The organism is bacterium (genome assembly GCA_036524115.1).
In the GTDB taxonomy this organism is placed as follows: Bacteria; JAUVQV01; JAUVQV01; order JAUVQV01; family DATDCY01; genus DATDCY01.
In genome coordinates this window covers 1-18081 of sequence record DATDCY010000332.1, presented here as the reverse complement: position 1 = coordinate 18081, position 18081 = coordinate 1, and the positions used below count along the sequence as shown (strand labels likewise).

Genomic DNA, 18081 nt, shown 5'->3' with positions numbered 1-18081 from the left:
CGGCCGAGGCGCTGGCCGCGGCCGCGCTGGCGATCGTGGCCGCGGACCCGCGCGCGCTGTTCTCGGCGTCGTTCCAGCTCTCGTTCGCCGCCACTGCGGGGCTGCTCCTGGTCGCGCCGCGCCTGCTGTCCCCCCGGGCGGACCCGCCGGGGACGGGGCGTCGCTGGCTGCAGCGGCTGGGGGAGGGGGCGCGGGCGGTGGTGCTCGCGTCCCTTGCGGCGTCCGCGGTGACCGCGCCGCTCGTCGCGTTCCACTTCCAGCAGGTGTCGCTGGTGGGCCTTCCGGCCAACCTCGTCGCGGTACCGCTGACGGGTTTCGTGGTGCTGCCGGCGGCATGGGCGGCGCTGGGCTGCGCGGCGTTGCCGCCGGCCGCCGTGGACGCGATCGTCGGGCTGGCGGCCGGCTCGGCGGACGTGCTGATCGCTGTCGCGCGATGGTTCGCGGCGCCCGCGTGGGCGACGGTGGCGGCCGCCCGGCCGCCGGCCCTGCTGACACTCGCAATGGTGGCCGTGGCCGCGACGCTGCTGCCGCCGGCCGGGGCGCGGTGGCGCGCGGCGTGCGTGGCGGCGCTGGTCGTCGCCGCGGCGGGAAGCTGGTGTTGGGCGGTGGCGGCGCACGGCCGCGAGCTGCTGGTGGTCTTCCTGGACGTCGGGCAGGGTCTCTCGGCGGCGATCCGGCTTCCCGGCGGCCGGATGCTCCTCTACGACGCGGGGCCGCGCTGGGACGACTACGACGCCGGCGAGCGGATCGTGGTCCCGGCGCTGCGGCGCCTGGGTGCATGGCGTCTCGAGGGGTTCTCGACCAGCCACGGGCACCCGGACCACGCGGGCGGCGCGTCGGCCGTGCGGGCGGCGCTGGGGCCGGCGGCGCCCCTGGCAGGAACGGCCGCGGCTGCGCGCGGGGACGAGCGCGACCTCGGCGGCGGGGTGGGGATCCGGGTGCTGAACCCGCGTGCGGGGCCGGCCGCGGCGGAGGAGAACGACCGCTCGCTCGCCCTGCTGCTGCGCTTCGGCGAGAGCGGCGTGGTCCTGACCGGGGATGCCGGGCCCGCGGTCGCCGGGGGAATCGTCGAGGCCGCGCGGGCGGTTCCCCGCCACGTCGTGCTTCAGGTCCCCCACCACGGGGGTTCGCCGGCGGCGTGCGCCGTGCTCGCGGGGGGGCTGCGCCCGGAGGTCTCGGTCATCCCCGTCGGCCGCAACTCATACGGGCACCCGCGCGCGGGCGCCGTCGCGGCGCTCGAGGAGCAGGGTCGGGTGCTGCGGACGGACCGCGACGGCGCGGTGCTCGTGCGCAGCGACGCGCAGGGACTGACGGTGCGCACCTGGCGTGAGATGTCCCTGCGGCGGACGTGGACGGAGCGGGTGCGCTGGCTGGCGGCGGGGTGGTGAGGGTGTAGGATGCGGCGGGTAACGGGAGGGGCGGGGCGATGATGCGGGTCGCGGTGTGCGCGTTCCTGGCGGCGGCACTCGGGCTGGCGGCTGGGGGGCCGACGTGGGCCGGGGAACGGAAGAGACTCGGAGAGGCGGTGGGAGGTTTCCGGCCGGTGGCCATCGAGGCGCTCGCCGGGGTGCCGCTTTCGGGCTCGCTGTCCCTGGCGGAGCGGGGGTACCTGGGCGTCGCGGCGTCCGGCCCGTTCACGATCGCCGGCGTTGGCGGCGAGCTGCTCGTCGTCGAGTTCTTCAACAGCGCGTGCTACGCATGCGCCCTCATGGCGCCGGTGATGGACGAGGCCTGGCGGCGGGTGGACACGCGGCCGGAGCTGCGGGGGAGGGTGCGCTTCCTGGGGATCGGCGCCGGGAACACGCCCGGACAGGTGCTGGAGTTTCACGAAGGGCACGGCACGCCGTTCCCGATGATCGCCGATCCGGAGTTCGCGGCGTTCGACGCGCTCGGCACGATGGAGGGCACGCCGTATCTGCTCCTGGTGCGGCGCGGCGCGGACGGGAGCGTCTCGGCGCGCGCGCAGGTCGGGTATGTCGCCGACGCCGGCGCTATCGTGCGGGAAATCGTGGACGCGCTCGCGGGTGCGCCGGCGGGCGACGATCGCCCGCGCGAGGTGGGCGGGGCCGCGTGGCGGACGCTGAAGCCGCCTCTGCCGGCGGCGCAACTCGAGGACCGCGTCGCGCGGGCCGCGGCGGCGGCCGGACTGCCCGGCGCGAGCGCGAGGGCGGTCCCTCTTCCCGGGGGCGGGACGTTCTACCGGCTGTCCGCCGGCGGCCGGTCGCTGTGGGCGTACGTCGCGGGCCGCTCGCGGGTGTGCAACGTGTGCCACGACATCTTCTTCATAGTCCTTTTCGACGAGGCCGGAACCATCGTTGGCCTCGAGCCGATCTCGATCACCAAGTACAAGAACGTTGAGCTCGACGAGCGCGACGTGGCGTTCCTGCGGAGCCGGGTCGTCGGGCGGATGCTGGCGCGGGGGATCGTCTTCGACCCGGCGGTCGATGCCGTCTCCCAGGCGACGATGAGCAGTGCGCTCGTCTTCGACACGCTGCGGCGCCTCGGGGAGACGTGGAAAGACATGGTCGCGGCTGGAAACTCGTTACCATGACCGATTTATATATGTAACTCCTTGTCGGAAAAGGGTATTTTCTTGACATTCGTTGCTGTGCAAACTACAAGATACGCGCGTAACAAGCAGCTTCCGATCCCGGTCGACCCACGCGGCCGCCCGGGACGATAGGGTCCGGGGAGCAATCGCCGGGCCTGCCAGTTTGCAAAGGAAGCCGCAGCGGGGGTGACGCCCTCCCGTTGCGGCTTTCTCCGTTTCCGGGGGCTGACAGTGGGGGGGCGGACAACGCAAAGGGAGGTGGAGCAATGGGTGTGTCGAGGAGAGACTTCCTCAAACTGACGGGCGCGACGGCGGTTGCCGGCGCGGTCGGCGGCGCGAGCGAGGCGGCGGCCTTCGAGAGGCAGAACCGCCTCAAGGGCGCGACCGTCACGACGAGCGTCTGTCCGTACTGCGCCGTCGGGTGCGGGATGCTCGTCTACCAGAAGGACGGGAAGATCATCCAGATCGAGGGTGACCCCGACCACCCGATCAACGAGGGCTCGCTCTGCCCCAAGGGCGCCTCGGTGATGGGTCTCGTCAACAACCCGGCACGCCTGGCCAAGCCGAAGTACCGCGCCCCCGGCGCGGCGGAGTGGAAGGACGTGGAGTGGTCGTGGGCCCTCGACGAGATCGCCAAGCGCGTCAAGAAGGCGCGCGACGCCTCCTTCGTCGAGAAGAACGACAAGGGCCAGATCGTCAACCGCACCAACGGCATCGCCAGCGTCGGTTCCGCGGCGATGGACAACGAGGAGTGCTACCTCTACCAGAAGTTCCTGCGGTCGCTCGGCCTGGTCGCCATCGAGCACCAGGCCAGGATATGACACTCCGCAACTGTGGCGGCTCTGGCAGAGTCGTACGGTCGCGGGTGCATGACGAACCACTGGATCGACATTCGCAACGCCGACGTCATCCTCATCATGGGGAGCAACGCCGCGGAGAACCACCCGATCTCCTTCAAGTGGGTCATGGACGCGAAGGCGCGGGGCGCCAAGCTCATCCACGTTGACCCGCGCTTCACCAAGACCTCGACGAAGGCCGACGTCTACGCCCCGCTGCGCTCGGGCTCGGACATCGCCTTCCTCGGCGGCATGATCAACTACATCCTCGAGAAGAACCTGATCCAGAAGGACTACGTGCGGCTCTACACGAACGCGTCCTTCATCGTGAACAAGGACTTCAAGATGCCCGGCGAGCTCGACGGCCTCTTCTCCGGGTACGACCCCAAGACGCGCAAGTACGACAAGGCGGCCTGGGCCTTCGAGATCGGCGCCGACGGCGTGATCAAGAAGGACCCGACCTTCCAGAACCCGATGTGCGTCTACCAGCTGCTGAAGAAGCACTACAGCCGCTACAACCTCGACATCGTCTCCTCGATCACCGGCACGCCGAAGGCGGACCTGCTGAAGGTCTACGAGCTCTACGCCACCACCGGCGCCCCGGACAAGGTCGGCACCTCGATGTACGCGATGGGCTGGACGCAGCACACGGTCGGCACGCAGAACATCATCGCGATGTCGATCATCCAGCAGCTGCTCGGCAACATGGGCATGGCCGGCGGCGGCATCAACGCGCTGCGCGGCGAGAGCAACGTGCAGGGCTCGACGGACTACGGGCTGCTCTTCCACATCCTGCCGAGCTACCTGCCGGTGCCGAGCGCCTCGAAGGACTCGCTCGAGGCCTACCTCAAGCCGTACGACCCGACGAGCGCCAAGGAGCCCCAGAGCGCCTTCTGGCCGGGCAACTACAACAAGTACTTCGTCAGCTACCTCAAGGCGATCTTCGGCGACGCGGCCACGCCCGAGAACGAGTTCGGCTATCACTGGCTGCCGAAGCTCGACGACGGCCAGAACGCGTCGTGGCTCGTCATGTTCGACAACATGTTCAAGGGCAAGTACCAGGGCTTCTTCTCCTGGGGGCAGAACCCGGCCTGCTCGGGTTCGAACGCCAACAAGGTGCGCAAGGCCCTCACGAAGCTCGAGTGGATGGTCAACGTCAACCTCTTCGACAACGAGACCGGCTCGTTCTGGCGCGGCCCCGGCATGAAGCCGGCCGAGGTCAAGACCGAGGTCTTCATGCTGCCGTGCGCGGCGTCCGTCGAGAAGCCGGGGAGCATCTCCAACTCCGGCCGCTGGGCGCAGTGGCGCTACAAGGCGGTGAACCCGCCGGGGGAGGCGCGCGCGGACGGCGAGATCATCTACGAGCTGGGCCTGAAGGTGCGCGAGCTCTACAAGAAGGAGGGCGGCGCCAACCCGGACCCGGTGCTCAAGACGACCTGGGACTACGGCAAGGAGCTGGACACGCAGGTCGTCGCGCGCGAGATCAACGGCTACTGGCTCGCCGACAAGGAGATCATCGACCCGAAGACCAAGGCCGTGACCGGCTCGTTCAAGAAGGGGCAGCTCGTGGTCTCGTTCCCGACGCTGCAGGCCGACGGGACGACCTCCTGCGGCGCCTGGATCTACTGCGGCTCGTACGGCCCGCCCAAGAAGGACAAGGACGGCAACCCGCTCGGGCCGAACTCCGGGAACAAGATGGCGGGCCGGGCCAAGGACGACCCCACGGGCCTCGGGCTCTACCCGGGCTGGGCCTGGAGCTGGCCGGTAAACCGCCGGATCGTCTACAACCGGGCCTCGGTCGACGAGTACGGCAAGCCCTGGGACCCCAAGCGCAAGCTGCTGGCCTGGGTGCCGGACATCGACCCGGCGACCAAGGAGCAGAAGAAGAGCCCCGAGGGCAAGCCGCTGTTCAAGTGGTCCGGGGACATCGTCGACGGCGGCTACCCGCCGCTGAAGACCCCCGACGGCAAGGTCAACCCGGACGGGCGGCTGCCGTTCATCATGAAGAAGAACGGCGTCGCGAACATCTTCGGCAACGACACGCTGGCCGACGGGCCGTTCCCGGAGCACTACGAGCCGCTGGAGTGCCCGATCCAGGAGAACCCGTTCTCCAAGTCGCAGCGCATCAACCCGACCTCGAAGATGTTCTACTCCGGCGACAAGAAGCTCGAGGAGGACACGTTCGAGACCTGCAGCACGCGCTTCCCGTACGTGGGCACGACCTACCGCGTGACGGAGCACTGGCAGACCGGTCTCATGACCCGCAACACCCCGTGGCTGCTCGAGGCCGTGCCGCAGAACTTCCTCGAGATCAGCCGGGAGCTGGCCGCGGAGAAGGGCATCAAGAGCGGCGATACGCTGCGGGTCTCCTCGGCGCGCGGCGAGGTCATGTGCAAGGCCGTGGTCACCGCGCGCTTCAAGCCCTTCAAGGTCATGGGCGCGACGGTGCACCAGGTCGGCATGCCCTGGTGCTTCGGCTGGAACATGCCGGCCGACGGCAGCGGCGGGGACACCACGAACCTGCTGACGCCGACGATCGGTGACGCGAACACGATGATCCCGGAGACGAAGGCCTTCATGGTCAACGTCGAGAAGGTCTAAAGGAGGCCACGACATGCCAAAGGGCGTACTGGTTGACCTGACGCGCTGCATCGGCTGCCGTGGCTGTCAGGTGGCGTGCAAGAGCTGGAACGAGCGGCCGGTGGTGAAGACGGTGCTGGCGGGGAGCTTCGAGAACCCGCCGGCGCTGAGCGAGGCCTGCTACACCCGCATCCGCTTCCACGAGACGGAGGCGGGCGGCGCGCCGGTCTGGAACTTCGTGAAGGAGCAGTGCCTGCACTGCAAGGAGCCGGCCTGCGCCTCGGCCTGCCTGGTCGGGGCGCTGCGCAAGACCCCGGACGGGCCGGTGATGTACGATTTCGACAAGTGCATCGGCTGCCGCTACTGCATGGTGGCCTGCCCGTTCGAGATCCCGAAGTACGAGTGGAGCAAGGCGCATTCCCCCTGGGTGCAGAAGTGCACCTTCTGCTACGAGCGCCAGGCCGACGGACTCTCGCCCGCCTGCGTCAAGACCTGCCCGACCGACGCCCTGCTCTGGGGCGACTCGGAGGAGCTGCTGGCCGAGGCGAAGAAGCGTCTGGCCACCGGCAAGTACGTGCAGCACATCTACGGCGAGAAGGAGGCCGGGGGGACCTCGTGGATCTACATCTCCAACCGGCCCTTCGAGGAGATCGGCTTCAACACGAAGGTGCCGCAGTACGCGCTGCCGCCGTACACGTGGGCCTCGCTCTCCAAGATCCCGGTGGAGATCGTGGTCTTCTCGGCGGTGCTCGGCGGCCTGGCCTTCATCCGCAACCGCGGCGACAAGGGGGGTGAGTAGCATGTCCGGGGAAAAGAAGCTTGGTGGGAAGCTGTTCTCCGGCGGCGGCACGCTGGCGTTCGTGCTCGGTCTGCTGGGCGTCGGCGTTGCGCTCTACCGGCTGGCCTTCGGCCTGCGGGCGAGCACGAACCTCAACGACGGGTACCCGTGGGGCCTGTGGATCTCGTTTGACGTCATGGTCGGCGTCGCGCTCGCAGCGGGCGGCTTCACGACGACGCTCGGGGCCTACGTGCTGGGGTGGAAGAAGTACAAGCCGGTGGTCCGTCCGGCCATCCTCACGGCGTTCCTGGGCTACGCCCTGGTCGCCGCCGGCGTCTTCCTCGACATCGGCAAGCCCTGGTCGCTCTGGCACCCCATCCTGATGTGGCAGCCGCACTCGATGCTCTTCGAGGTCGCGATGTGCGTCATGATGTACCTGACGGTGCTCTTCCTCGAGTTCTCCCCGAACCTCTTCGAGGGGTTGGGGATGCCGGGCGCCGCCGCCTTCATGCGCAACCCGATCGTGCTCTGGCCGCTGGTGATCATCGGGATCATCCTCTCCTTCGGTCACCAGAACTCCATCGGCGGGCTCTTCCTGCTGATGCCGCACAAGCTCTCGCACCTCTGGTGGTCGCCGCTGATGAACTACTGGTTCTACCTCAGCGCCTTCGCGGTCGGCCTGGCGATGGTCTCCTTCGAGACGATCGTCAGCCACCGCTCGTTCAAGATGGAGCAGCCGATGGCCATCCTCGACGGGCTGGCGCGGGGCACGGCGATCGCGCTGGCGGTCTACCTCGGCGCGCGCTTCGCGGACCTGGCGGCGCGCGGCAACCTCGGCCTGATCGCCTCCTCGGGGAAGGCGAGCGCGCTGTTCGCGATCGAGGTCTTCGGCCTGGGGGTGCTGCCGATGCTGCTGCTGTTCAGCCCCGGCGTGCGCAAGTCGGTGGACGGCATCCTCTGGTCGCAGGTGCTCGTGATCGCGGGCGTGATCATGAACCGGTTCAACGTGAGCTTCCTGATGCAGTCGGGCGCCCGGACCAGCTACTTCCCGGCCTGGACGGAGTTCGTGATGAGCATCGGGCTGGTGTCGCTCGGGGTCTTCATCTACCGCTGGGCCGTCATCACCCTCCCCATCATGTCGCACGAGGAGGCGCACTAGTGAAGAAGCGGCCCGGGTCATCTGGAGGCCATGACGCGCCCTGGCGGCGTTGCGGGGAGGGCTGCTTGTGCGGCGGGCACCAGCCCGCCTCCGCGCGCCCATCCCCGCTGCCTTGCCAGGTCGCGTCCTGACGCTCCAGCTGACTCGGGCACCCGCTCGGGGGACGGCGGGGAGGCGCTCCGGCGCTCCCCGCCGTTTCTGTCTTGCAGGTATGATTGCGGAACACCCGGAAAGGAGGCATTGCATGAAGAGGCTCACGTGGCTGGTGCTGCTCGCGGCGCTCGCGCTGCCGGTCGCGGCGCTCGCGCAGGGGGCGGAGGAGAAGCGCTACACCATCCCGCTGGAGAACTCGCCGAGCGTCGGGCCCGCCGACGCGCCGGTGACGATGGTCGAGTTCCTCGACTTCCAGTGACCGCACTGCCAGGCGGCCGGTCCGACCGTCAGGAAGATCCTGGAAGCGTACAAGGGGAAGATCCGTTTCGTCGTCAAGAACATGCCGTACAAGTACCGCGACTACTCGCACGTCTGCGCCGAGGCCTCGCTCGCGGCGGGCGAGCAGGGGAAGTACTGGGAGATGCACGACCTGCTGCTGGCCCCCGGCGCGCGGCAGGACCGGGACGGGCTGGTGCAGATGGCCGCCAAGCTCGGCCTCGACGTCAGGCGCTTCGCCGCTGACCTCGACGGGATGAAGCACAAGGACCTCATCGAGCGCGACAAGGCGCTCGCGGTCTCGATCGACCTCTACGAGACGCCCACGTTCTTCATCAACGGCCGCAAGGTGGTCGGGAACCGGGACTTTGATTACCTGAAGAAGGTAATCGACGAGGAGCTGGCCCGTGCGAAGCTATAGCGGTCCCGTCGCGGGCGGGGGCGGTGCGGCGCCGGGCGTCCGCCAGCTGCGCGCTCGACCGCAGCATGTCCGGTCCTGCGCTCGAAACGCACAACTCGCCCTGCGGGCTCAAACAGTGCGTTTCGCCCCTGCGGGGACGCTCCGGTCCGGCCGCTGCGGTTCCCTCGCGCTCCGCCACGCTCCCGTCCGGCACCGCACCGCCCCCGCCCGGTGCATGGTCCGGGGCCTGACCGTTCTCGTGACGGCGGTCGTGCTGTGGCTCGGCCCCACGGTTGCCGGAGCGGCGGGGCTCGAGCCGCTCGGACCCGTGCCGGTGCCGGCGAACAATCCGCAGACGGCGGAGAAGATCGAGCTGGGCAGGACCCTTTTCTTCGACCGGCGCCTCTCCGGGGATGGGACGATGAGCTGCGCCAGCTGCCACGCGCCGGACCAGGGCTTCGGGGACGGCCAGGCGATCTCGCTCTCCTACCCGACCACGCGCAACTGGCGCAACGCGCAGACGCTCTTCAACGTCGCCTACCAGAAGCGCCTCTTCCACGACGGCCGTTCCGCGAGCCTCGAGGAACAGGCGCTCTTCCCCCTCATGTCCGCCTTCGAGATGAACCAGAACCTGGACTTCGTCGAGGAGGAGCTGCGGTCGGTCCCGGAGTACGTCGCGATGTTCGAGCGCGCCTTCGGGTCGTCCGACACCACGCGCGAGCGCATCGGCATGGCGCTGGCCGCGTTCGAGCGCACGCTCGTCAGCCGCGACGCGCCGCTCGACCGCTATCTCGCCGGCGACGAGACCGCCCTGTCGCCGGCGGCGCGGGAGGGCTACGCGGTCTTCACCGGCAAGGGCAAGTGCAGCACGTGCCACGCCGGCGGCAACCTCGCCGACGACGGGTTCCACGCCCTCAACGTGCCCGAGAGCCCGGAGTTCGAGCGCGACCCGCGGGTGGCGGCGACGCGCCGCTTCGTCGCGAAGGTCTCGGGGTACGAGGACTTCAGGACGCTCGCGGAGGACCCCGGCCGCTTCCTGGTGACCAAGGAGCAACGCGACTGGAAGGCCTTCCGGACGCCCACGCTGCGGGAGATCTCGCGCACGGCGCCCTACATGCACAACGGCATCTTCGCCACGCTCGAGGAGGTCATCGCCTTCGTCGATCGCGGCGGCGGGGAGGGGAACCCGTCGCTCAAGCCCCTGGGGCTGAGCGACCAGGAGCGGCTGGCGCTCCGGGCGTTCCTCGTCGAGGGGCTCGCGGGTCCCCCGCTCGAGGTGAAGTTTCCGCAGATACCGTAGCCGGGTGGGGGAGGAGGGCGCCTGGCCCCCTCCTCCCTCACCTAACCCGAGCGGTTTTCGCGGTATTGGCGTCACCCCGCGGCTGTGCTACGCTCCCGCCCGGGTATCGCCGCGCGGGCGGCAGGGGGGGTGGCGGTGAGGAAGACGGTCGTTCTGCTCTGCCTGGCGGTGCTGCTGGGCACGGCCGCCGCTGCCGTGGCGGCAGACACGCTGCACTTCGTCATCATGTCGTCGGAGGACCCGAAGAAGGAAGGCCCGAAGTACACCGCGCTGGCCGAGTACCTCAAGACCGGCATGCCGCAGGAAGGGGTTCATTCCGACGGCGAACGCCGATTTCTCCCACACCTTCGAGCTTTTCGAGAAGGCGCACATCGCGGCGAAGTCCTTCTCGTTCAGCTTCTAGGCGGGGCGCGGGCAGGAGGGGTCGGGTGAAGCTCGCCACGAAGGTCAACCTCGCGGTCGCCGCGCTCCTGGCGGCGAGCGCCGTCGCGGTCGGCTCGTTCTTCGTCGTCTCCTACGGGGCGCTGCGCGACGAGACCTACCGCTGGTTCGACGCCAACGGGCGGAACCTGGCGGCGACGCTCGGCGGGCAGGTGCGGGACAGCCTCGCGTACTTCGACTACAACGCCATCGAGGCGGGGCTGAAGAAGCACGTGAGCGACGACCGGGCGCTGCTCTATGCCAGCGCGGCCTTCGGCGCCGGGCTCAAGGAGAGCCGCGAGGCGGGCGATCCGAAGGCCGGGCCCCATCGGCCCTATGAGGCGGAGATCAAGGGGGACGGCGGCACGGCCGTCAGGGTCACGCTGCACTACTCGGTCGCCGGCGTCGAGGCGAAGCTGCGCGCGCTGGTCACGCGGCTGGCGCTCGGGGTCACGCTGACGCTGGCCGCGCTCCTGGTCGTGGTGCACCTGCTCCTGCAACGCCTCGTCAGCCGCCCGCTGCGCTCGCTCGTGCGGCACGCGGAGGCCACGGCGGCCGGCGACCTGACCGCGTCCGTGGCGCTTGACTCCAAGGACGAGCTCGGGACACTCGCCGTCACGCTCAACCAGATGACGGCGAACCTCCGGACGATGCTCGGGAAGGTGCGGACGTCCTTCACGGAACTCGAGGTCGTCTCGCAGGACATCGCCGGGGTCGCGCACCGGATCGCCGAGGGCGGCGCGGGGCAGAGCGACGCGGTCGCCACGGTCTCCTCGTCGATCGAGGAGATGAACGCCAGCATCAAGTCGGTGATGCAGAGCGTGGAAAGCCTCTTCTCGCTCTCGGGCGAGAGCTCCTCCTCGATGCTCGAGATGTCCGCGTCCGTCGAGCAGGTCGCCGGGAACGCCGAAGGGCTCTCGGCGTCGGTCGAGCGCGCCTCCTCGGCGATCGGCGAGATGACCGTGTCGATCCGCAACGTCGCCGAGCACGTCGGGCGGCTCGCCGACCTCGTGACCTCGACCTCCTCGTCGATCAACGAGATCGACTCGGTGGTGCGGGAGGTGGAGCGCAACGCCGCCCAGGGGCACGAGCTTTCGCGGGAGGTCGCGCGGGCGATGAGCGAGGACGGCCTCGTCGCCCTCGGGCGCACCGGCGAGGTCATGCACGGCATTCGCGAGGCGGTCGGGCAGGCTGCCGCCGCGCTGCGCGGACTGGCCGAGCGCAGCCACGAGATCGGCGGCATCCTCGGGGTCATCAACGAGGTGAACGACCAGACGAATCTCCTCGCGCTGAACGCGGCGATCCTCGCGGCGCAGGCGGGCGAGCACGGGAAGGGCTTCGCCGTCGTCGCGGAGGAGATCCGCGAGCTGTCGGCGCGCACCGCGGCCTCGACGAAGGAGATCACGGCGCTCATCGCGAGCGTGCGCAAGGAGACCAGCGGGGCGGTCGAGGCGATGGAGGGCGGCACCCGGCGCGTCGAGGAGGGGGTGCGGGCGGTCGAGGACCTCGGCGCGGTCATCCGCCGCGCGGCCGAGGACTCGGAGAAGGCCTCGGCGGCGTCCCGAGGGATCGCGCTGGCGACCACCGAGCAGTACAAGGGGATCCGGCAGATCGCGGCCTCGTCGCAGGACGTCACCGAGATGTCGCAGGAGATCGCGCGGGCGACGCGCGAGCAGTCGTCGGGCAGCGCCCAGATCGTGAAGGCGGCCGAGGAAATGCGGGATCTGGCGCACCAGGTGCGCAAGGCGATGGCCGAGCAGAGCAAGGGAATCCGGCTCACGAGTCGCGCGAGCGAGGAGTCGGCGCGTCTCGCGCAGAAGGTCCTCGAGGCAACGCGCGAGGAGGCCCGGGGCAGCGAGCTGGTCGTCAAGTCGGTCGGTGAGATCCAGGACGTCACGCACACGAACGCGGCGGCCGTGCGCCGCATCGACGAGATGCTCCGGGGCCTCCAGCGCCAGGCCGGGCTGCTCGGGGAGGAGATCGCCAGGTTCCGGGTCGAGTGAGGATGCGTGAGAGCAGCCGGGGGCGGAGCGCCGCGCCCGAAGACACCCACTCAGCACACGAGGAGGCACTGCATGCGCTGCACCCGCCGCTCCGCCACCGTCGCGCTTGCCGCGGCACTGTTCGGTCTCGCCGCCGCGTCCGCCGCAGCCGCGGCCGACTTCGGCGAGAAGGTCCAGGTCCACGGCTACGGCAACTGGGCCTACGGGAAGACCGACGGCAACGCGTACATGAACGGGACTGACGAGGGGAACTACGACAAGCTGGAGTTCTCGCTCGCGGTGGCGGCGGCGCCCTCGCCGAACGTCTCCGTCCAGGCGCAGATCTTCGTCGAGAACGACGAGGAGGGCGCGGGGGCCTCGGTCGACTACGCCTTCGCGGAGTACGCCTTCTCGGATCTGGCGCGCTTCCGCATCGGCGCGGTGAAGCAGCCGTTCGGGATCTTCACGGAGATCTTCGACGTCGGCACGGTCTACCCCTTCGTGAGCCTGGCGCAGGGGATCTACGGGCCGGCGGGTTTCGTCAGCGAGCATTACGTCGGCGCCGGCCTCACCGGCCGCACCGTCGTCGGTTCGGGCTGGAACCTGCAGTACGACCTCTACGGCGGCGAGATGGAGTCCGCCCTGTCCACCCCGTGGGCTGAGACGGGCGAGGACGAGGGCGAGGCGGACATCATGGACATGGTCGGCGGGCGGTTCGTGCTGACGACGCCGGGGATGGCGGCCAACTGCGGCGTCTCGGCGTACACGGGCAGCGAGGACGCGCGCTCGGAGGCCGGGGAGGTGGAGAGCCACCGCCAGACCGCGGTCGGCGCCCACGTCGAGTGGTTCCAGGGGCCGGCGACCGTGCGCGCGGAGTACGCGTACAAGGACGACGAGGTCACGACGGCCAACGCCGCCTACGCGGAGGCGGCGTGGCGGTTCACCCCGCACTGGCAGGTCGCGGCGCGCTACGACTGGAGCAAGACCGACCTCGAGGACGGCGCGGATGTCGACGGCGAACTGTTGAAGCACCAGGACATCGGGTTCGCGGTCGACTACTTCTTCTCCCGGAACATGGTGCTGAAGTTCGCGTACCACCGGGTCGACGGCAACCGGTTCACCGCGGCCGACGACGAGGACGAGGGTCAGGACGACACGACGAACCTCTACACCGCCGGCGTGTCGTTCAGCTTCTAGGGGGGGCAGCGGCCATGAGAAGGATCGCCACGCTCGCGCTTGCCTGTGCCTTCGTGCTCGCCCTCGCCGGCGCGGCCGGGGCCCAGACGGGCGGCTTCAAGATCGTCGTGAACAAGGACAACCCCGCGCGGGGTCTGGCCAAGGGCAAGATCGCGTTCATGTTCATGAAGATGACGACCAGGTGGGACCACGGGGTGGCCGTCGCCCCGGTGGACCAGGCCCCGGCCTCGGCGGTCCGTGCCGCCTTCAGCCGGGAGATCCACGGCCGCGACGTGGAGGCCATCGAGGCCGCGTGGCAACGGGCCGTCTTCGCCGGGCGCGGGACGCCGCCGCCCGAAGCGCGGTCGGATGAGGACGTCATCGCCCACGTCGCCGGGGACCCCGGCGGGATTGGCTACGTCTCCGCCGGCGCGAACACGGACAGGGTGAAGGTGCTCGAAGTCCTGCAGTGAGTCCCGCGCGGCGGGCGGGATGGGCATGCCCTCCCGCCCGCCGCGCCTCGATGTGCAGGGCGCGGCCCGGGGGGGCGCGCGCTATCCCTTCGCCAGCTCCCTGCGGTAGGCGGCCAGGGCCGCCTTCACGGCCGGGTACTTCAGCGCCAGGATCTGCGCGGCGAGCACCGCCGCGTTCTTCACGCCGGCCTTGCCGATGGTGACCGCGGCGACGGGGATCCCGCCGGGCATCTGCACGATCGAGAGCAGCGCGTCCTCCCCCCGCAGGGGTGAGGTGTCGAGGGGGACGCCGATGACCGGCAGCGTCGTGAGCGAGGCGATCACGCCGGGCAGGTGCGCGGCGTAGCCGGCGCAGGCGACGAGCACCTCGTAGCCCTCCTTCTCGGCGGCGCGGGCGAAGGCGGCGACCTTCGCTGGCTGGCGGTGGGCGCTGGCGACGACGATGCGATGCGCGATGCCGAGGCGCCCGAGCAGCGGCTCGACGTCGGCGAGGTACGGCAAATCGCTCTTGCTCCCGAGGACGATGGCGATCTTCGGTCCCTTCACTTCCCCTCCCTCCGCAGGGCGCGCTGCGCGATGTCGCGGCGGTAGTGCATGCCGTCGAACGAGATCTTCCCGGCGGCGCGGTAGGCCCGCTCCACCGCCTGGCGGACGCCGCTCCCCCGTGCCGTGACGCCGACCACGCGGCCGCCGGCGGTGACGACGCGTCCCTCCTTGAGCGCCGTGCCGGCGTGGAAGACCACGACCCCCTCTTCGCAGCCGGCGGCCTCGAGCCCCGCGATCGGCAGGCCCTTGGGGTAGCTGCCCGGGTAGCCGCCGGAGGCGAGCACGACGCAGACGGCGGCCTCCTCCAGCCACTCGACGGGCACCTCGTCGAGCCGGCCGTCCACGCAGGCCTCGAGGACCGGCAGCAGGTCGCCCTTCATCCGCATGAGGACGGGCTGCGCCTCGGGGTCGCCGAAGCGCGCGTTGTACTCGAGGACGCGGATGCCGGCCTTCGTGAACATCAGGCCCGCATAGAGCACGCCGCGGTAGGGCCGCCCCTCGGCGGCCATGGCGCGCACCGTCGGGACCATGACGGTGCGCATGACCTCGTCCGCGGCCGCGGGCGTCACGACCGGCGCCGGCGAGTACGCCCCCATGCCGCCGGTGTTCGGGCCCTGGTCCTCGTCGAAGACCCGCTTGTGGTCCTGCGAGGCGGGCATGGCGACCACGGTCCGGCCGTCGGTGAACGCGAGAAAGGAGGCCTCCTCGCCCTCGAGGAACTCCTCGACGAGGACGCGGTCGCCGGCGGCGCCGAATGCCCGCCGGACCATGATCTCGTCGACCGCCTGCTCCGCCTCGGCCAGGGTGCGGCAGATGATGACCCCCTTGCCGGCGGCCAGGCCGTCGGCCTTGACGACCAGCGGCGCTCCCGCTGCGCGGACGTGGGCGCGGGCGGCGGCGGCGTCCGTGAACGTGCTCGCGGCCGCCGTGGGGATGCCGTGGCGGCGCATCAGGTCCTTGGCGAAGGCCTTGCTCCCCTCGAGCTCGGCCGCGGCGCGCGAGGCCCCGAAGGCGCGCAGGCCGTTCGCGGCGAAGAGGTCGACGAGGCCGGCCGACAGCGGCGCCTCGGGACCGACGACCGTGAAGTCGACCGCGCGCTCGCGCGCCAGGGCGAGCAGGCCGCGCACGTCCTCCGCGGGCACGGGCACGCAGGTCGCGATGCCCGCCATGCCGCCGTTGCCGGGGGCGCAGATCAGCTCGCTCACCCGCGGGCTCTGCCGCAGCTTCCAGGCGAGGGCGTGCTCGCGCCCCCCGCTCCCCACAACGAGTACCTTCATCGTCGGGCCCTCCCGGCAGTCATTCCGTGAACATGCTGGAGCGGGAGAGATTTTTCGTCCTGGCACGAAGCGCGACGAGGCGAATGCCGAGACGGCCTGGTGGCCGTCGCAGGCAGGCGCGAGGAGCGCGCCGCAGCCAGGGCGGAAAAGATCCCCGCGACACCCAAATCCGCGCATGCGCGCGGATCAGAAGGTCAGACTTGTCATCGTGCTTCGATCTGCTCAGCATATCCTCGTGCCTGGATCGCAGCGCGTGCCGCGCGTGGTTCTTGGCGGGTTCTCCCGCATCAAGTTGCGTCGTAATCATTTCAGTCCACGGCATGTCAACGGGTCCTGCCCCACTGGATCCGCGCGCACGCGCGGATCGGGGCGACACCCTAGTGCTTGAAGTGTCTGATACCCGTGAAGACCATGGCGAGTCCGTGCCCGTCCGCCGCGTCGATGGCCTCCTTGTCCCGCTGCGAGCCGCCCGGCTGGATCACCGCGGTCGCCCCGGCGGCGGCCACCTCGTCGATGCCGTCGGGGAAGGGGAAGAACGCGTCGGAGCCGACCACCGTCCCCGACAGCGGCAGCACCGCCTTGAGCGCGGCGATCCGGCAGGAGTCCACGCGGCTCATCTGCCCGGCGCCGACCGCCGCGAGCTGCTGCTCCGTGGCGAAGACGATTGCGTTCGAGCGCACGTGGCGCACGAGGCGCCAGGCGAACTCGAGGGCGCGGTACTCCGCGGCGCTGGGCTTGCGGCGCGTCACGACCGGGAGTTTGCGCACGTCGCGGATCTGGACGGCGTCCGGGTCCTGCAGCAGGTACCCGCCGTCGATGCGCCGCAGCTCGGCGCGGCCGCGGCCGGGCGTCGCGATGTGCATGATGCGCAGGCCGTTCCTGGCGCGCAGCGTCTCCAGCGCCTTGGGGGCGTAGCCGGGGGCGATCACAGCCTCGAAGAAGGTCGCCGTGATGCGCTGGGCGAGCGCGGGGGTGACCGGCCGGCTGCAGGCGATGACGCCGCCGAAGGCGGAGACCGGATCGCCGGCGAGCGCACGGTCGAAGGCCTCCGCCGCGTCCCTGCCCGTCCCCGCGCCGCAGGGGTTGTTGTGCTTGACGATCACGACGAAGGGGCGGCCGGCGAAGTCGCGCGCCGCCGCCCACGCGGCCTCGAGGTCGAGGAGGTTGTTGTACGAGAGTTCCTTGCCGCCGAGCTGCGTCGCGCCGGCGACACCCGCCGGCGGACCCGGTTCGCGGTAGAGCGCGGCCGCCTGGTGCGGGTTCTCGCCGTAGCGCAGGTCGCGGACCTTGAGCAGCGGCAGCGCGAGCGTGGCGGGGTAGGGCGGGGGCGGCGCCACGCGGTCCTTGCCGGGGGGGCGCTGCCCCGCCAGCCAGCCGGCGATGACCGAGTCGTAGTAGGCCGTGTGCGCGAAGGCCTTGCGGGCCAGCGCGAAGTTCGTCGCCGGCGAGATCGCGCCGCGGTTGGCGTCCAGCTCGGCGACGAGCCCCGGGTAATCGGCCGGGTCCACCACGACGGTGACGTCAGGGAAGTTCTTGGCGGCCGCGCGCACCATGGTGGGCCCGCCGATGTCGATGTTCTCGATCGCGTCCTCGAACGTGGCGCCGGCCTTGAAGGCGGCGGACTCGAACGGGTAGAGGTTCACGGCGACCATGTCGATCGGCGGGATGCCGTGGTGCTTCATCTCGCGGCGGTGGCTGGCGAGGGAGCGCCGGCCGAGGATGCCGCCGTGGATCTTCGGCACGAGGGTCTTCACGCGCCCCTCGAGGATCTCGGGCTGCCCGGTGTACTGCGAGACCTGCACGACGGGGATGCCGGCGGCGGCGAGCGCCTTCGCCGTGCCGCCCGTGGAGAGGATCTCGACGCCGCGGCGGCGCAGCGCGGTGGCCAGCTCGATGAGTCCGGTCTTGTCGGAGACGCTCAGCAGTGCACGCCTGATCCTGGCCATGGCAGGTACCCCCCCTGGTTGTTGCGCGGCATTCTAGCAGGCCGGCGGGAAACGTTCACCTCGCATTGCTGTCGACGTCGCGGAGCCTTGCCAGTGCCGCGCGAAGCGCGCGCCACGATCGAAGCACGGGAACAAGCCTACTCCGCTGGTCCGCGGTCGCGCGCGGACGTGGGCGCGCGCCCGATGCGCGCGAGCAGCGCGTCGAGCCGGGCGAGGAGCGGCGCGTCG

The 18081-nt window shown here is 70.5% G+C and carries 14 protein-coding genes and 1 pseudogene; 12 read left to right on the top strand and 3 right to left on the bottom strand.

Annotated elements, in window-relative coordinates; genetic code table 11:
* From VI078_16115 to VI078_16060, 12 genes and pseudogenes are all read left to right on the top strand, one after another.
* On the top strand, positions 1-1388 hold a 1388-nt coding region (locus VI078_16115; GenBank protein HEY6000812.1), incomplete at its 5' end, for a ComEC/Rec2 family competence protein.
* 38 nt (positions 1389-1426) lie between these two features.
* Positions 1427-2551 carry a hypothetical protein gene (locus VI078_16110; protein ID HEY6000811.1) on the top strand — a complete coding sequence of 375 codons (1125 nt, stop codon included), beginning with the start codon at positions 1427-1429 and terminating at the stop codon, positions 2549-2551.
* Positions 2552-2817: 266 nt separating this feature from the next.
* On the top strand, positions 2818-5988 hold the full coding sequence (fdnG, locus tag VI078_16105; GenBank protein ID HEY6000810.1) for a formate dehydrogenase-N subunit alpha: 3171 nt from the start codon (positions 2818-2820) through the stop codon (positions 5986-5988).
* 13 nt (positions 5989-6001) lie between these two features.
* Positions 6002-6766: a 4Fe-4S dicluster domain-containing protein gene (locus tag VI078_16100; protein ID HEY6000809.1), complete on the top strand. Its 765-nt coding sequence runs from the start codon at positions 6002-6004 to the stop codon at positions 6764-6766.
* 1 nt (position 6767) lies between these two features.
* Positions 6768-7904, top strand: a complete 1137-nt coding sequence (gene hybB / locus VI078_16095; protein ID HEY6000808.1) for a Ni/Fe-hydrogenase cytochrome b subunit — start codon at positions 6768-6770, stop codon at positions 7902-7904.
* 244 nt (positions 7905-8148) lie between these two features.
* Positions 8149-8316, top strand: a complete 168-nt coding sequence (locus VI078_16090; protein ID HEY6000807.1) for a hypothetical protein — start codon at positions 8149-8151, stop codon at positions 8314-8316.
* A gap of 12 nt (positions 8317-8328) precedes the next feature.
* Positions 8329-8754 (top strand): annotated as a pseudogene (locus tag VI078_16085) (thioredoxin domain-containing protein).
* 214 nt (positions 8755-8968) lie between these two features.
* Positions 8969-10033 (top strand): cytochrome c peroxidase, encoded by a 1065-nt coding sequence (locus tag VI078_16080; protein HEY6000806.1) that lies wholly within the window; start codon positions 8969-8971, stop codon positions 10031-10033.
* A gap of 135 nt (positions 10034-10168) precedes the next feature.
* Complete coding sequence (locus tag VI078_16075; protein ID HEY6000805.1) at positions 10169-10465, top strand: hypothetical protein; 297 nt, start codon at positions 10169-10171, stop codon at positions 10463-10465.
* Positions 10462-12456: a HAMP domain-containing methyl-accepting chemotaxis protein gene (locus VI078_16070; protein ID HEY6000804.1), complete on the top strand. Its 1995-nt coding sequence runs from the start codon at positions 10462-10464 to the stop codon at positions 12454-12456. The genes VI078_16075 and VI078_16070 overlap by 4 nt, the downstream gene beginning before the upstream one ends.
* A 72-nt stretch (positions 12457-12528) precedes the next feature.
* The gene (locus tag VI078_16065) at positions 12529-13632 is read left to right on the top strand and encodes a porin (GenBank protein HEY6000803.1); all 1104 of its coding nucleotides are present in this window, start codon (positions 12529-12531) and stop codon (positions 13630-13632) included.
* A gap of 14 nt (positions 13633-13646) precedes the next feature.
* The gene (locus VI078_16060; protein ID HEY6000802.1) at positions 13647-14084 is read left to right on the top strand and encodes a phosphate ABC transporter substrate-binding protein; all 438 of its coding nucleotides are present in this window, start codon (positions 13647-13649) and stop codon (positions 14082-14084) included.
* 81 nt (positions 14085-14165) lie between these two features.
* Here VI078_16060 and purE read toward each other — a convergent pair whose 3' ends face one another.
* The 3 genes from purE to purH all read right to left on the bottom strand — a co-directional run bounded on the left by purE (position 14166) and on the right by purH (position 17853).
* A complete protein-coding gene (purE, locus tag VI078_16055; GenBank protein HEY6000801.1) occupies positions 14166-14630 on the bottom strand; it encodes a 5-(carboxyamino)imidazole ribonucleotide mutase in 465 nt (154 codons plus the stop codon).
* A complete protein-coding gene (purD, locus tag VI078_16050) occupies positions 14627-15907 on the bottom strand; it encodes a phosphoribosylamine--glycine ligase (protein HEY6000800.1) in 1281 nt (426 codons plus the stop codon). The genes purE and purD overlap by 4 nt, the downstream gene beginning before the upstream one ends.
* 377 nt (positions 15908-16284) lie before the next feature.
* Positions 16285-17853, bottom strand: coding sequence for a bifunctional phosphoribosylaminoimidazolecarboxamide formyltransferase/IMP cyclohydrolase (gene purH, locus VI078_16045; GenBank protein HEY6000799.1), 1569 nt, complete (start codon positions 17851-17853; stop codon positions 16285-16287).
* Positions 17854-18081 lie beyond the last annotated feature (228 nt).

Excerpts from the sequence above, each read along its gene's own strand:
- purH (HEY6000799.1), bottom strand. The coding sequence starts at position 17,853 with ATGGCCAGGATCAGGCGTGCACTGCTGAGCGTCTCCGACAAGACCGGA.
- VI078_16060 (HEY6000802.1), top strand. The coding sequence starts at position 13,647 with ATGAGAAGGATCGCCACGCTCGCGCTTGCCTGTGCCTTCGTGCTCGCC.
- VI078_16090 (HEY6000807.1), top strand. The coding sequence starts at position 8,149 with ATGAAGAGGCTCACGTGGCTGGTGCTGCTCGCGGCGCTCGCGCTGCCG.
- VI078_16100 (HEY6000809.1), top strand. The coding sequence starts at position 6,002 with ATGCCAAAGGGCGTACTGGTTGACCTGACGCGCTGCATCGGCTGCCGT.
- hybB (HEY6000808.1), top strand. The coding sequence starts at position 6,768 with ATGTCCGGGGAAAAGAAGCTTGGTGGGAAGCTGTTCTCCGGCGGCGGC.
- VI078_16065 (HEY6000803.1), top strand. The coding sequence starts at position 12,529 with ATGCGCTGCACCCGCCGCTCCGCCACCGTCGCGCTTGCCGCGGCACTG.
- purD (HEY6000800.1), bottom strand. The coding sequence starts at position 15,907 with ATGAAGGTACTCGTTGTGGGGAGCGGGGGGCGCGAGCACGCCCTCGCC.
- VI078_16080 (HEY6000806.1), top strand. The coding sequence starts at position 8,969 with ATGGTCCGGGGCCTGACCGTTCTCGTGACGGCGGTCGTGCTGTGGCTC.
- VI078_16110 (HEY6000811.1), top strand. The coding sequence starts at position 1,427 with ATGATGCGGGTCGCGGTGTGCGCGTTCCTGGCGGCGGCACTCGGGCTG.